This window comes from Pleomorphovibrio marinus (assembly GCF_003347495.1).
GTDB classification, from domain to species: domain Bacteria; phylum Bacteroidota; class Bacteroidia; order Cytophagales; family Cyclobacteriaceae; genus Pleomorphovibrio; species Pleomorphovibrio marinus.
Map to the genome: position 1 here is coordinate 1 of NZ_QCXY01000011.1, position 14810 is coordinate 14810.

A 14810-nucleotide genomic window follows, 5' to 3' on the forward strand; every position below is an offset into this window, starting at 1 on the left:
TTTGGTGGCATGTAAAACTTTTGCCCAGGCGCAGGAGATCGAGTCCCGGAATTAAGGAAACAAACTATCCAGAAAACACAAAGACCACGAAAGTGGTCAAACCCCATTAGCCCCGGTGTTTACAACCCGGGGACTAAGAAACCAACCAAGTCCCCGGAACCCCAGAAGGGGTTCAACTCAACTGCACCTCATTCTTGGAATAAACAGGGTGGTACAAAAGGTTTTGAATCTAGGGATAAGGCCAGGTGGTAAGATTATTATCGCCATCCTGACCCAACACCCCGATCTTATCCCGTCTTAAATCGGCCGTGCCTAGTGGCACTTTCTTCCCACATGTTCACTTTGACCCAAGGGTTGAAACCCTGGGTTAATATATTTGCCGTGCCTAACGGCACTTTCCCCCAATAATTATTCGTCAACACACACTACAAAACCCCATTACCCCCAAAAAAAGAAGTCACAAAGTCAGCCGCTGTTCGCGATTTGCAATCCCGAAATCAGATAAAGGGGATTTGTAATCCCCGAGAAGGTAATCCATCGCTAATAAACTGGGGACAAAGGATAATCATCATCGTTTTTTAAGATCCATCCTCAAAGTATAGGCTGCATGTCCCCGTCTTTTGGGCCCTTCCGCCGGTTTCATAGGTCTTCCCTCAGTCACCTATACCGATATGGCGGCGGGAAACTATGCCTACTGGTGGGGACAGACGGGGACTTTCCTGAACCCCGTTGCCAGGGCGGTGGCCTTTCAGGGATTCTACAACGGAATTATCGACAACGTCTCCAATTTCTTTGCCGGGGATTCACCTGAGGTAAACTGGTACCGAGAGAGCGACGGGAGTTATTTTCCCTTGACACATTCGCAGTTTGTGGGTGGGGATATTCCCTTAATGCCTGGTGGAGGGGTGTTTAAGGCTACCAGAGTGGACAAAGGGATAAAAGTCGGAAAGTCCATTTCCCATAAAAACGCGATTGCCAAGCTTAGAATCCGACGGAAAGGGGTATTTCATGTGTTTAAATTTTCTTTTCAGCGGTCACATAGCCTGCCCCGAACTCGATTCGGGGGAATCTCGCTTTTATAATCATCCCTACCATTGACATATTACTTTAAATCAAATAATTTATTGATTAAATACAGATTTTAAAGATACAACGCTGCGAGCGTTGCGAATTCGTTGCGCCCCCCTGAAAAAACTCAGGGCAGGGCTGCGAGAAACTAAATGTTATTTCCTTTCTGTAAATGCCAATTTTTAATACTCCGTGTGAGGTTCTTCTCATGCTCGATTTCATAAGTTTCGAGGTAATATCCACATCTGGGGCCAGGGCCGTGGAAATCACATTAAAATGGGCCAAGCACAAGGGGCTGACCGACCTGTCGATAGAAGAAATTAACGGGGGGGAGTTTTGTGGCCTCAAAGGATGAGAGGATATTGAAAGTGAGTGGGAAATCCTATTATCCCACATAAAGATACGGACCAAGTGTTTTTTCGTGGGGAACGACAAATGTACTTTCATCGCAGATTTAGCAGCAGTTTTTACAGTTCTTTTTTGCAGATATTTTCCTTTTTCGACTTGCTGTAAATGGCAAGCAGATAGACAAAACCTTCCACTATTTTGGTATAGGTAATGACCCTTGTCCCACCGGATTTGCCCTTGTCTTTTTGAAGATATGGCTAGGCGTATCTTGTAATTGCAGTGCATTCATCATCAGTAGTGGCCCTTGGCAGAATAAATCCGTACGGTTTGATTTTCCAGGATTTTGTAAACAAGCCTGTACTCCTAGCTGATCCTTCTTGACCAGTAGCCTGCGAGGTTATGCTTTAGCTGTTCCGGTTTACCGGTGCCTGAAGTGGGGTGCTCGGTCAGTTCTTCCAGGAGTTGGAAGAGCTTTTTGAGCAAGGCCTTGTTGCCGGTTTTTTGTGGAAATCAATGTCTTTGTTGGCCTGTCCGGAGAATTCCAGTTGGTAGGTCATTCTATGCCAAGGAAGCTTTTCAGGTCTTTCTTTTCAATCCTGGTAAAGCTGCCTTCTTCAAATTCCTGCTGGCTCTTTTTAATCTTGGCCACGAAATCAGGGTTGTACGGACTTCCTTTTGCCACCTCAAACTTGATTTTGAGGGCTTTGGCAAAAGCTATCAGGGCATTTTCCTGTTCTTTTGTTTCTGTATGGATAATTATAGTGTTGTTCATGTCGTCAAATTTACGAAGCGTAAGCTTTTTTCGTTTTGGCATCCCTTAGAAATGCATCCATCAAGGCCATCAAGTGGCCTCTGTCTTCCGGTGCAAGTGCTTCAATATCCTGAAGTCTTCTCACGGTGAGTTTATCAAAAGTAGGCCGGGCAGTTTCGTCAACAAGGTAATCCACCGTTACGCTAAATGCATCGGCGATTTTTTTTGCCGTTTCTACCGAGGGTAGGGCTTCGTTGCGTTCATACTTGCCAATAGCCTCTCTTGAAGCTCCGATTTTTTTGGCCAGTTCTGTTTGCGACCAGCCGTTTTGCTTGCGTAGCTGCGCTATCCTGTCACTTATTTTAGTCATGATTACACCTTTAAATGGATGATCATGCATTGATAACCCAAAAATACGGTAAAAAGATGCATAAAAAAAAGAGGAAAGTTGTTTTGGGTATAGGGATGACTTTATAGATTTGTGTCTGATTATACACATTAAAAAAATTAAAGATTTTTGTTATGGACATCCGGGAGATCAAATCCCGGCTTGCGCTATCCCAGGTACTTGACTACTACGGATTAAAACCCGACAAGAACCATCGGCTGCACTGCCCCTGGCACGATGAAAAAACGCCCAGTCTGCAGTTCTACCCCAAGACCAACAGCTGGACATCCTTCAACAGTAACTGTAGTGCCGGTGGGGAAGGTAGAAGTAGACGAATCCTATGTAGGAGGCAAGAACGACCGGAAGAAACGAGGGGAAAAAGAAAATCATGGTGGTGGGCATAGAAAGGGGTGCAAAAGATGTTTCCCGCTGGTAAGGAAGGGGGATAGAAACCGCCTCCAGGGTAAATCTGGGGAGATTTATGAAGGATCACATTAACAGCGATACGGAGGTCAAGACTGACTTTTGGAGCGGTTATAACGGCATGGAAGTCCACTTTCCGAAGCTGTCTCGAGAAAAATCGGGAAAGAAAGGTGAGAACTTCAAACATATGCACCGGGTGATCATGATGTTCAAAGTAGGTTTAAGGGGTACTCACCATTCGGTCATGAACCTACAGCCCTACATCAATGAGTATACCTACAGGTTCAACCGCCAAAAAATGAAGGAAGGAATCTTTGAGAATCTGATGAATAGGATCGTGGTAAAGCCACCTTATCCATATAAAGAATTTATTAAGTGCCTAATTCGATTAATTTATCCTCGTTATCAACCTATAAAACCTATTGTAATGAAAATTGCTAAAATCCGAAAACTTGTGAAAAAACCCTTAAGCACAGTATTTATGGCGACTGCCTTAATAGTGGGCATGGGATGTATGATAGAAAACCTGCCACCAAATAATCCGAAAGCAGAATCCCCTTTTCTCAAGGACCTTTTTGAAGGCAAATTCCATATTGGTACAGCTATGAATGGCCGTCAAATTACGGGAAGAGACGAAAATGGGCTGGAATTGATAAAGACCCACTTCAACTCCATCGTAGCAGAAAACGTCATGAAAAGCGGCCCCATGCAGCCCAACGAAGGGGATTTTCAATTTGATATGTCTGATCAATTTGTGGAATTCGGAGAAAAACATGGAATGCATATCATTGGCCATACCCTTATCTGGCATTCGCAAGCTCCTAAATGGTTTTTTACAGATGAGAATGGCAATGATGTATCTAAGGAGGTGCTGAAGGAAAGAATGGAGACCCATATCAAAACTGTGGTAGGAAGGTATAAAGGAAGGGTTCATGGCTGGGATGTGGTCAATGAGGCAGTTTTGGACGATGGATCCTACAGGGAGAGCAAATTTTATCAAATCCTGGGTGAAGAGTTCATCCACTTGGCTTTCCAAATGGCCCACAAAGCCGATCCTGATGCAGAGTTGTACTATAATGACTATTCCATGGCAAATCCCGGCAAAAGGGAAGGGGTGGTCAAGATGGTAAAAGGTATGCAGGACAAAGGGATCAAGATAGATGCCATTGGCATGCAGGGGCATGTGGGCATGGGTCACCCTTCTTTGGAAGAATTTGAAAAAAGTATAGAGGCCTTTGCCGATTTGGGGGTTTCCGTGATGATCACAGAACTGGATCTTTCTGTACTTCCTTCCCCAAGAGGGGATGCTGGGGCAGAATTAACAGATACAGAAGCCTATCAAGAAAAATTAAACCCCTACACAGAAGGTTTGCCGGAAGAGGTAGAGGCTGCCTTTACAGACAGGTACCTTGATTTCTTTAAGTTGTTTTTAAAACATGAAGATAAAATCTCCAGGGTGACCACCTGGGGCGTGGCCGATCATCATTCCTGGAAAAACAACTGGCCGGTAAGGGGCAGGACGGATTATCCATTGCTTTTTGACAGGGAGTACCAGGCGAAGCCTATTGTCCAAGAGTTAGCTAAGTTAGTAGGGTATCATTAAGGGTGAGCATTATCAAACATATGGATGATGATAACCCTCCCTGTACTCTCTTCTAAGAAGGGCTCTTGCATTAGAACTGTTCTTGAGATCCAAAGAAGAAGTTTCGATTTCCAGGCTTTCCTCCGACCTAAAAGATATATCCCCAAGATTGACGGTAGCGGTGGTCAAAAAGCCATCCTCAAAGGTGTTGGTTACTCCTTCACGCCTGTTCGTCTTTACGTGTTTGGCAAATTCCGCGAATAGATTGTTGAATACGAGATCTACCAAATCAGGTTGGGGATTTCTGTCAATAGTTCCATGGGTATGTTTGTTACCGTCTTTGGTATAGACCTCCCAACCACCGTCTGACTGGAAAATTGTGGCTTCATTCCCATAATAGTAGACCCCTATACCGTGATGATAAGAGGTTGGAACATATCCCCAGCTTTTGTGACTCCATTGTACGGGTAAATCCCCAAATGTATAAAAAACCTCCAAGTGGTCGGGGTTATCTGAGCTATGGTTATAAAGTGTGCCGCCCACTGCTGAAATAGTGTCGGGCAGGCCAAGGTCCAGCACTTTCCGGACATTATGGATATAATGGATGCCCCAATCCACCATTACCCCTCTATTGAAGCCATGCTGACCCCTCCAACGAAACTGTGAGTTGCTTTCGCTACACAAATATTTCAACTTTGGTGCAGGCCCACAAAATTTCTCATAATCCAGATGGGCAGGCACTTCCATTTCCACCAATTTTCCTTCGTGGTTATTAATGGTTGCTTTTACTTGGAGTATCTCGCCGGCATTACCGCTTTGAACAAAACTTTTAACTTCTCCAATTAGAGGGGCCATCATTCTGGGAAAATCGACGATGACCACGTTGCTGGCTGCCTCATAGGCTTTTTTCATGGCAAGGCTTTCCTGGATGTCATAGCTGATGGGCTTTTCGAGGAGTACGTGCAACCCTTTTTCGCAGGCAGCGATAAATTGAAGCGCATGCCAGTGGGTGGGAGTGGAGATGACCACGGCGTCAAGTCCCGGCATTTCAAACATTTCCCGGTAATCGTCAAAAAGTTTGGGGGAGAGGGCCGTTTCTGAACGGACAATGGCAGCGGCATTACCCAATGCTTCCTTATTCACATCACAAAGGGCCGCAATTTCAAATTCCCCGGACTTCAAGGCATATTTTAAGAGAATTTCCGTTCCCCACCATCCCGTGCCCAATATGGCAAGTTTGATCTTTTCCTCCTTTGCTCTTAGGTAAAATGGAGTGGCCAATAAAGAGGTGGTGGCCAATGTTCCGGTTTTAATAAATTTTCTTCTTTCCATGGTGAAAACTGGGTAAGTTTACAACTTAAGTAAGGTTGGGATCAGAAACTTTCCTTCAGAACAAATACACACTTAAATATACTAAATGACACCTCAAAAAAAGTTTAAATTTGTGCCAAAAATGTATAAAATCGTAAAAATAGAATGTATTTCTTGAGGTAGTAAAACAGCCTAAAGCAAAAATCAATATGAACGAAGAATTGCCCAGCATTAACCTATGCAGTTACCCAGTTTAGCAGCCATCAAAAAAGAACTCAATCACCTTGATTCCAAGGAGTTGACCGACATCATTATTGAATTGAGTAAATTCACCCGAGACAACAAAGCCTATCTGTATTTTAAGTTGTTTGAAAGGGACAATCCGCAGCTTTTTGTGGAAATGGTGCAGGAGGAGTTGGAAACCGAGTTTCAAAAGGCAAATACCAAGCATTATTATGTGGCCAAAAAATCCGCCCAGGCGATCCGAAGAAAACTCAACAAAAACCTGAAGTTGACCAAGGATAAAATCATGCAAATCGAGCTTATCGGTTACTTTTGTGAGCAACTTAAGGCCTATGGTTACCTTGATTTTCACCATCCCGTCATCGATAACCTGTACAATGTGCAGGTGGGTAAGATAGAAAAACTGGTCAGTGGGCTACATGAGGATCTGCAATATGATTACCAAGAAAAAATCCAACAATTAAAACTCAAGTCCTTTAACGGGTTTTAAGCACAAAACCACCGGCATTACTTCCGTCAAAATACTACTGAACCTGGTTAAAAAGTATGCCCAAAGACAAAAAAGAACTGGCTGTCTTCCTGGCTTCTGGCATAATCCAGTCTGAGTATGGTGGCTTGGTTCCAGGCTATTCTTGCCCCTAAGCCGGGGTTATACCTGAAATTTCGCATTTCGATATTGGCAAAACTATCATAAACCCTTCCTGCATCAAAGAAGGGGACGGCATAAAACGCAAGGTGCTGGTTCCATATTCGCATTTGATGAAACCGAGATCTGATCTCCAGGTTGGCCAAGGTGGTTACCATTCCTGCAAACCTGGATTCCCGGTAGCCCCTAAGTGCCCGGGCACCTCCCAGCACCGGAATGCCACCTCCCTCGGAAGACCCCCAAAGGTCCAGGACTTCGGTAAAGGGGATGTTATTCCCCCTGACATACCCTACAGCCAACCTTCCGGTGAGTACCGTTTTGCTGAGATGTCTGGGAAAGAGCTTTTCGTAAAAGACCCCCTGAACCAGGTGTTTGGTAAAATCGAATTCCGAGCCCATCCAGCCATAAGAAACCTCTTGCGCTAATTCCGCAAAGAATCCACTGGATGGGTCCGGTTCCAGGTCTCTGGTATCCCACATCAGGCCTGTTTGGAGCAACATGATCCTGCCCCCATCGTAACCACCAATATTGTGTCTAGCCCAAAACGAGCCTTCAGCATCAATGGATTGTTGCCTAAAATCTTCTGTAATCCGTGTTTGCCCTTGTATGGCTGTTTTTTCCTCTCCTGTGATCGGATCTATGGCACCGGGTACGTTCTGGAAATCGTAATGGGTGATGCCGATATTGAGGTATTCCAGTCCCACCATAAGTCGCATCCTGCCCTCAAAAAAGGAACGCTCCGCCACCAAACCGACAAGAAACTGATTGTAATCCACCTCATTATAATGGAGGTCTGTATACGTTCTGGTGGGATCTTCTCCAATAGTGGAAAGCCTTCCAGGACGTGTGATGGCCAAATTATGGGCATAATCATTGAACCTGGCCCTATTTACCTGATTACCGGTTAATTTGTCCTGATAGTGTAGGGGATCCAAGGTTTGTTCCCCAATACCAAAATACTGAAAATTGGGGTCATCTGCATAGATAATGTCGCCCCTTAGCCGCCATTTGGTGTTAAAAACGTAGGGAATATCAATATTTAACTCCCCGGCAACACGGCCATTTTGGGCAATTCGGAATCCAACGCCGTAACGGATTCGGTACGGGGTATAATAAAAAAATGGGTCATCCCTGTCGTTATTGTTAAAAAGAAAAGCGTTGCCTCCTACAGACAGTCCCCGGATGGGATCTATGGTCATTTCAGGAAGCCCAGTGCTGTACCAGTTTTCCTTTTTGTTGATGATATCCTCAAAACTAAGCCTTTTTTCCTTGGATAGGGGAAAAGGTAGTTCCAATGTGTCGCTGCCTTTCACTACAGCGGTATCTTGGGTGGAAGTACCTATAAAGAAAGTCTGTTGACCTATTGCAGTGGCCATGGAAAAAAGGATTAAAAAGGAATTTGAAAGGAATAACTTTAGTCGATAATCCATCTATTTAATATTCTAATTTTTTAGTTTAAAAAGGAAACTCCTTGCTCCCAGTCCTTGCTTGCAAAATTAATAAGTAGGGGAGTTGGTCGATATTAGAAAAGCATTAGAATTTCATTGGTTTATAATTGTCTTTCAGCGGTCATTACCTGTCCCGAACTTGTTTCGGGAACTTGTCCCGCACTATAAGTCGGGATAGCCTGCCCTAGGTTCGCTTCGAGGAACCCAACAATCATTCTGCGTTTCCTCCTCTCGAAATAAAATAATTAATCAAATACTTTTTATATATTTTCAAATGACATATATTAGTATATCAAATGAAAAAAGATAAACCGTACAAAACCCCTAGGTCTGAAGACCTTTCCTATATCAGTGATTATGAAAGGTCCTATGGTATTTCTGAGACCTTTGTGGTCAAGAAGGGAGGTCAGCAAGTAAGTTATGAGGTAAAAAACGGGTATGGTTATTTTTTGGATGGTTTCAAAAGTGCAAAAAGTTTGCAGGAGGTGGGTCGAAAATTGGAAGGTAACTTGACCTATGCGGAGATTACCCCGATCATTGATTTTTTGGATCTTAAAATGGTGGATTTGGCCAAGGCGGTCACTGTTTCACCAAGCACGGTGTCCAGGTGGTCTGCAGACAGTAAGATAGGGACACCGGGTTCCTACCAGTTTTTCAAAATAGACGAGGCCATCCATAAGGGGATGGAAGTTTTTGGACTAGAATCCCATCTTAAATCCTGGTTAAATACACCTAACCTGGCATTAGGACATGCCAAGCCTCGTGACCTGATGCTGTCCATGACAGGGATAGAGCTTGTGCATGAGGCCATAGACGCTCTTCATTTTGGCAATTTCCTTTGAGTATGCTTACCTATTACCGCATGATGTCGGAAAAATACCACAGGGAGCCTTTTAGCAGTTCATTGTCAGGGGGAAGGTGGAATCCACAAGGTTATCCCATGATTTACACTGGTAGTTCGGCGGCATTGGCGGCCTTGGAATACCTGTGCATCAAGGGTACTTCTGCTGCACTCGAAACGTGGTACGTGGTTAACTATGAAATCCATGACAGTGAACTGATCGGTACGCTTGAAAAGCAAAGCCTCCCACAGAACTGGAATTTGCTGCCCCATGGCAAAGTAACACAAGATTTTGGCAAACTATGGCTGAGGGAAAATAGTTTCCCATTCTTAAAGGTTCCATCAGCCCGGTTACATATATCCTTTTACCCGGAAGAACACAACTTATTGGTCAACCCCAGGTTCCCGGGGATCCATGATTTGTTCAAGGCGGTGGATGCCAGAAAGTTTGTTTATAAACTTGGGATTTAGGTTCAACCACCCCTAGCCCCTCCTAAAACAGGCAAGAAGTAGAACTTGCTTTGTGTGTCCTGCAATGGTAATTACAGGGTTTATGGACTGGGTGGACCCTAGCGGGAGGAGGGACCTTTTCACTTTTGATCCTGTACGTTTTGTTAGTTGGCAACTTATGGGTAAATTAAAGTTTGTTGGATTCAGTAGTGAATTCTAGACAAAAAAACGAAATAACTATGAAAAAAGTAGTAGCCATAGTATTACTCATTTTAGGAATTGTTATGATATTTTTAAGCTTTTCAAATAGCATTCTTCCTCCAGGCTTAACGGGCCTAGGCTTTTTGGCCATAAGCCTCTTGTTATTCAAAAGAGAAATTTAAAACGGAGTATAAGACACCAAATCAAACAACAATACAATTGGAAAGCGGTTTACATGAACTGCGAAAAATACGGCTTGTATTAATTAAACTTGGAATCAGGAAATCAACTTTCCACCACCCCCCAACCACCTCCTAAAACAGGATGGGAAGCATAGTGAATGCTAAAAACTTAAAGGTTCACCTTCCATGAGTATTAGGAACGACCTGAGGTGGTAGGGAATAAAATACTGCAAGTGATCATCAAACTACTATCAAAAAATCAAGTTAATCAATTACACCACTTTCGGAGAAAACAACACCAATTCTGCGTTTTCCCCCTCCTGTTTTAGGAGGGGGATAAAAGGGGGTGGTGGAAACAGGATGGGCAGGAAGAATAATATACAATAAGAAGACACTACTTTAAAATAATCCAGCAATGAAATTACAAAAGTTGATCCGTAGGCATCACTGGCTTTGTAGTGAGGAGGAGCTTATTCAGATTTACTCGCTTTTGTCTGCGTCCTCCGTATCCACCGCAGAGCCTCCTTCCATCCACTGCGGAAAAACCTCTCCCAATCCTTCTACCATAAACTGCACTGCGATGGCGGCAACTAACAAGCCGAACACCCTTGTAAATCCCACAAATACGATATCGTCCACTTTTTTTTCTGCTACATGGGAAAAACTGAAGACAAGAAAGAGAAAGAAGTAACTTAGCAGCAAGATGCCTGACAGACCCGCATAGGTAACGGCGTCATTGGCCCTGAAGCTGAACAACAAAACAGTGGTCAAGGCACCAGGCCCGGCCAGCATGGGAATGGCCAGGGGAACCATCACCTTTTCAAACCTCAGCTTTGCCAATCCCAAGTCCGTATCCGCCTCTTCTTTTATCTCCTCCAGCTTGGTAGCCGATCCCTGAATCATGGACAGTGCCGTAAACATCAACAGGAACCCACCCGCAATTTTAAAAACCTCTATATCGATACTGAAGAAGCGCAATATATACTCACCCAGAATAAGGAACACAAGTAGGATAAAAAAGGAAGTCCCTGTTACCATCAGGGCCACTCTTCTCCTGATTTTTGGGGTTGCATCCCCGGTCAACTCATACCATATCGGTATAAGTCCAACGGGGTTTACCATGGCCAGCATTGCTGCCAAAAAGTTAAGGTTCAGACTCCAATCCATAAATTTGAGTAAAATTTTTATCCAGTAGTATACCTAAGCAGGATGCGTGCCATAGGCGACTGGGTGGCAAAGAAATTTAAAAATGGAACCACCCCCCGGACCCCCTCCTAAAACAGGAGGGGAAGTTATTGCTCGGCTACCGACACGGTAAATAGGATATCATCCCAATTAAAGGTAATTGTAGCACCGTTGTCTGAGGAGCGAATAGCAATGGTGAATGTCTCTTGCACGGAATCGGTTTGTTGAACCGGTGCCTGGACTGTCAAAATATCCAATTCATGATCAGGTTCCGACGCACCAAAGAAGCCACCTGTATCACTGTTTAAGGTAACCTCAAATGCGTTTTTCCCGGGAACGGCATACATTCGGTAAGTTCCTGCCTTTACTGGCTCGCCACCGAAGCTGACGTCTTTGTTAAATGTAATTTCGGTAGGCGCATTGGCTCCCAGTCTCCAATATTGACCATAGGGCTGGAGCGCACCGGCACTTTCCTCCCCAAAGATAAGCCGATCTTTTTTGGATGGCTGGCTGTAATCAATGGTGATTTCCAAACCATCCTGACTAAAGGAGGCCGTAGCTGGGGGGCTTACGGGCGTAGCGATAAATAAAGCATAGACCACCCAGATGATTAAAATCAATACGATGATGGCGGTTCCAATGAGAATGTTACGTTTCATTTGTTTATATTTTCTTTTCAGCGGTCATAAAGCCTGTCCCGAATTCACTTCGGGAGAATCTCGCAATCTATAATCATCCCCCCGTGTGTCGCTCGCGTCATGCCCTGACTGCCGTCCAGGCAGGCTCGATTTCATAATTCTATATTTTATATTGGTTTAAGGTACAAAATATCTGGAATACCCGGTATCTTGAACTATTTTATTTTTAACAACTAGAATCCTCTTATTTCAACTCTATCATCCAACCCAAATTTTCTGCTTGTCGGATAAATGATTTGATATTTTCCGGATTCCATAGGTTGCAGGTAGAAAGGGGCTGATCCTGAAGCTGGATCACTTCATCTTTGATGTAGTGTCTCTTATGATCCCAACGGTAAAATACATCTTCAGCATTACTTGAGAAGTCAAAAACAACGAAACTCCCTTGAATAGAGCCCGGAAAATTTCACCTTAACTAAGAATATTTTATATCGAAATTTCTTTTTACCTATGCCCTGACGGCTTCATTTACTAATCTGCTTTTGTTATATTCTTTTTCTTTGAGAAGGAATTTAATTTTATTTATCTGGAAGTATATAAGACCGCTCTCTGCAAGAAAAGCGACCCACTCAAGACCTATATCAAATAGCCGGTCGTATTTTTCCTAAATCTTTTTTACCTTCAAACCATCAAATATGCCCCAGGAACAGGTTCCCATAGAAAAACGTTTGAAATATGGCATGGCTGAGCGATTGAAGCTCAATCAGCTTCCGCAATGGGTGCATTGGATTGGGCTCGGGGGTACCGGGATTGTTTTCCTGCTAGCTGTATTTCTTTTCACCGCATTCAAGGATGTGCCGGTATGGGTTGACTGGGTGCCGGCTAATGAATTTACCGCCCCGCAATACGCAGAACGCATCTATCCGGATAGCGTTTTCCGAACCCGGATGAATACCTGGTCCAACCTTGTTTACATTTGTTTTGGCTTTTATGCGGTGGGGCTGGCGATTTACGACTGGAAACGAAAACTTCCCCTGCACCGGGGATACCTGACATTTGCTCCCGTACAGACTTTTCTCTTTGGCCTGGCCGGCATTTACCTTTGCCTGGGAAGCGGCTTCTTTCATGCCTCGCTAAGCAGGTACGGGCAGCAATGTGAAGTAGGAGGGATGTATGCCACGATGATTTGCCTGGCCGCCATTGCGATAGGAAGTTGGCTGCCCACGATCCGGGTACCCCGAACCCGCCGTCTATTTCCCAGCTGGCCGGTGCTTGCAGTACTGGTGATTTATGGATCCGTTTATTTCACTTATTACAAATGGGACTATTCCTTTTCGGAAATCTCCCGTTACCTCACCGGTATTTTATTACTTTTTGCAGGAGTTAGCCTGATTCAACCCGGGAAATACCTGTAATTCCGTTGGTTTGTGGCAGGTGTGGTCGCCATCACCCTGGGTTCGAAGATCCGCGACCTCGATATTGCCGGTCAATTTTCTGGTCCGGATTCCATTCTTCAGGGCCATGCCCTTTGGCACCTGGTTTCTTGTCTATTTTACGTTTTTCTGTTTGCCTATTTTCGCTCGGAAGAACGGGAGATCAGTTGAGGATACAGGCAGATCGCTTAATTACTGGAAGAAGTAAGGGATAGTCGATGCAATCCCGATTGGTGAAAATCTACGACCAATTTAAAGGGTTGAATGGACATTCCATCGACACCCTTTAGGATTTATCTTTTTTTGACAATTGTAAAGTGATATTTCAATGGGTTTGAGCTATTTTTGAAATAACTATCTTTCTACGGTCATGCAAAAAATCAATGCTTCACTTATTTTTGTCGGATTATTGCTTTCGGCAAGCATACTGCTGAGCTGTCAAGGTAGCAGCTCTGAGAGGTCTTTTGATTCGAGTAAGCTCCCAAGGGCAGGTCAGGAAGAAATAGACAGGTTGATTGAGGCGTTCATCTTTGCGGAGGACGGCGATACGATAGCCGTACCCGCCGGGTTTTATAACTTAAAGACCCAACTCATCCTAGACAACAAAAAAGACGTCACGATAAAAGGGGCTGGCATGGAAGCGACCGTACTGTCTTTTAGGGAATTGAAATCAGGGGGGGAAGGGGTAAAGCTCGTCGGTCAAAACATAACCATAGAGAACCTAAGTGTTGAAGACGCGCCAGGGGACGGAATTAAAAGCCAACATTGTGATGGCATCACATTTAGAAAAGTGAATGTCACCTGGACCAATGGCGACAAGTCCAAAAATGGAACCTATGCCATCTACCCCGTACAATGTAAAAATGTAATGATTGATGCCTGTATCGCCTCCCATTCGAAGGATGCGGGAATCTATGTAGGTCAATCGGAAAACATCATTGTAAAAAATTCCCTTGCCTTCGGCAATGTGGCTGGGATTGAAATCGAAAATTCCGACAATGCCGAGGTGTTTGGCAACACGGCAAGGGACAATACCGGCGGTATCCTGGTTTTTAACCTGCCCGGATTACCGAAGGCAGAAGGCCGGGGGACCAAAATTTATGACAATGACATCATTTCCAATAATCACGTGAACTTTGCTACTGCGCTGAACGAACAACCCAATGGCAACACTGTGACGCAAATCCCCCCAGGTTCAGGTCTGATTTTGATGGCAGCGAAGGAGGTAGAAATCTTCAATAACCGGATCCACCAAAATAAAACGGTAGGCATCGCCATTTCGAACTATCAAATCACCGGGTTTCCTGCTGATGCTCCCAACTGGTCGCCCTTCACCTCCGATATTTATATTCACGATAACGATTATAAAAGATCGGTACAGCTCCCGGATTTAACCAAAGAATTCGGCCAGTTGATCGCTGTTTACAATGCCCATGGAAAAGGAAAGACACAGGACATCATCTATGACGGTTTTTGGGACAAGCGCCTCAGCCCGGACATCAAAACCAACCCGATGAATGTGTGTATTCGTGAAACCGATATGTCCCAACTTCATTTCACCCTCTTTGACCTATGGGATGGAGAAGAAAACATCAAATCCTCCAAGGATTATGCACCCTTCGACTGTCAAATCGACATCCACACCAACGTACGTGCCATCTCAAATAGGTAG

16 protein-coding genes are annotated in these 14810 nt (G+C 44.3%); 9 read left to right on the top strand and 7 right to left on the bottom strand.

The features are described from left to right. The first annotated feature begins 620 nt into the window (after window positions 1-620). Complete coding sequence (locus tag DB520_RS21440; RefSeq protein ID WP_114751844.1) at window positions 621-1082, top strand: hypothetical protein; 462 nt, start codon at window positions 621-623, stop codon at window positions 1080-1082. 697 nt (window positions 1083-1779) lie between these two features. Here DB520_RS21440 and DB520_RS27315 read toward each other — a convergent pair. From DB520_RS27315 to DB520_RS21455, 3 genes are all read right to left on the bottom strand, one after another. Further along, window positions 1780-1899 carry a type II toxin-antitoxin system YoeB family toxin gene (locus tag DB520_RS27315; RefSeq protein ID WP_114751845.1) on the bottom strand — a complete coding sequence of 40 codons (120 nt, stop codon included), beginning with the start codon at window positions 1897-1899 and terminating at the stop codon, window positions 1780-1782. A 70-nt stretch (window positions 1900-1969) separates the two neighbouring features. Further along, window positions 1970-2188: a DUF2683 family protein gene (locus DB520_RS21450; protein ID WP_114751846.1), complete on the bottom strand. Its 219-nt coding sequence runs from the start codon at window positions 2186-2188 to the stop codon at window positions 1970-1972. A 10-nt stretch (window positions 2189-2198) separates the two neighbouring features. Beyond that, the gene (locus DB520_RS21455; RefSeq protein WP_114752050.1) at window positions 2199-2537 is read right to left on the bottom strand and encodes a helix-turn-helix transcriptional regulator; all 339 of its coding nucleotides are present in this window, start codon (window positions 2535-2537) and stop codon (window positions 2199-2201) included. A gap of 152 nt (window positions 2538-2689) precedes the next feature. Between DB520_RS21455 and DB520_RS21460 the strand changes: the two genes are divergently transcribed. Together DB520_RS21460 and DB520_RS21465 are read left to right on the top strand one after the other, a co-directional pair. Next, complete coding sequence (locus DB520_RS21460; protein ID WP_114751847.1) at window positions 2690-2959, top strand: CHC2 zinc finger domain-containing protein; 270 nt, start codon at window positions 2690-2692, stop codon at window positions 2957-2959. Between the two features lie 41 nt (window positions 2960-3000). Then, window positions 3001-4581, top strand: a complete 1581-nt coding sequence (locus DB520_RS21465; RefSeq protein WP_262511328.1) for an endo-1,4-beta-xylanase — start codon at window positions 3001-3003, stop codon at window positions 4579-4581. A gap of 12 nt (window positions 4582-4593) precedes the next feature. Here the strand turns inward: DB520_RS21465 and DB520_RS21470 are convergent, their stop codons facing one another. Beyond that, complete coding sequence (locus DB520_RS21470; protein ID WP_114751849.1) at window positions 4594-5892, bottom strand: Gfo/Idh/MocA family protein; 1299 nt, start codon at window positions 5890-5892, stop codon at window positions 4594-4596. Window positions 5893-6109: 217 nt separating this feature from the next. Here DB520_RS21470 and DB520_RS21475 point away from each other — a divergent pair, with 217 nt between their 5' ends. Further along, window positions 6110-6604, top strand: a complete 495-nt coding sequence (locus tag DB520_RS21475) for a hypothetical protein (protein WP_114751850.1) — start codon at window positions 6110-6112, stop codon at window positions 6602-6604. 47 nt (window positions 6605-6651) lie between these two features. Here DB520_RS21475 and omp85 read toward each other — a convergent pair whose 3' ends face one another. Then, window positions 6652-8136, bottom strand: a complete 1485-nt coding sequence (omp85, locus tag DB520_RS21480) for an Omp85 family outer membrane protein (RefSeq protein WP_157972188.1) — start codon at window positions 8134-8136, stop codon at window positions 6652-6654. A gap of 368 nt (window positions 8137-8504) precedes the next feature. Between omp85 and DB520_RS21485 the strand changes: the two genes are divergently transcribed. The 3 genes from DB520_RS21485 to DB520_RS26815 all read left to right on the top strand — a co-directional run bounded on the left by DB520_RS21485 (window position 8505) and on the right by DB520_RS26815 (window position 9882). After that, window positions 8505-9050, top strand: a complete 546-nt coding sequence (locus DB520_RS21485; RefSeq protein WP_114751852.1) for an antitoxin Xre/MbcA/ParS toxin-binding domain-containing protein — start codon at window positions 8505-8507, stop codon at window positions 9048-9050. 20 nt (window positions 9051-9070) lie between these two features. Then, entirely contained in the window at window positions 9071-9520 is a 450-nt protein-coding gene (locus DB520_RS21490) for an RES family NAD+ phosphorylase (RefSeq protein ID WP_232835091.1), read from the top strand. 218 nt (window positions 9521-9738) lie between these two features. Then, entirely contained in the window at window positions 9739-9882 is a 144-nt protein-coding gene (locus DB520_RS26815; RefSeq protein WP_157972189.1) for a hypothetical protein, read from the top strand. A gap of 480 nt (window positions 9883-10362) precedes the next feature. Here the strand turns inward: DB520_RS26815 and DB520_RS21495 are convergent, their stop codons facing one another. Further along, complete coding sequence (locus tag DB520_RS21495; RefSeq protein WP_114751854.1) at window positions 10363-11049, bottom strand: MarC family protein; 687 nt, start codon at window positions 11047-11049, stop codon at window positions 10363-10365. Between the two features lie 125 nt (window positions 11050-11174). Further along, window positions 11175-11726, bottom strand: coding sequence for a DUF2911 domain-containing protein (locus DB520_RS21500; RefSeq protein ID WP_114751855.1), 552 nt, complete (start codon window positions 11724-11726; stop codon window positions 11175-11177). A gap of 674 nt (window positions 11727-12400) precedes the next feature. Here DB520_RS21500 and DB520_RS21505 point away from each other — a divergent pair. Beyond that, window positions 12401-13120 carry a hypothetical protein gene (locus tag DB520_RS21505; protein ID WP_114751856.1) on the top strand — a complete coding sequence of 240 codons (720 nt, stop codon included), beginning with the start codon at window positions 12401-12403 and terminating at the stop codon, window positions 13118-13120. A 388-nt stretch (window positions 13121-13508) separates the two neighbouring features. Continuing rightward, window positions 13509-14810 carry a parallel beta-helix domain-containing protein gene (locus DB520_RS21510; protein ID WP_114751857.1) on the top strand — a complete coding sequence of 434 codons (1302 nt, stop codon included), beginning with the start codon at window positions 13509-13511 and terminating at the stop codon, window positions 14808-14810.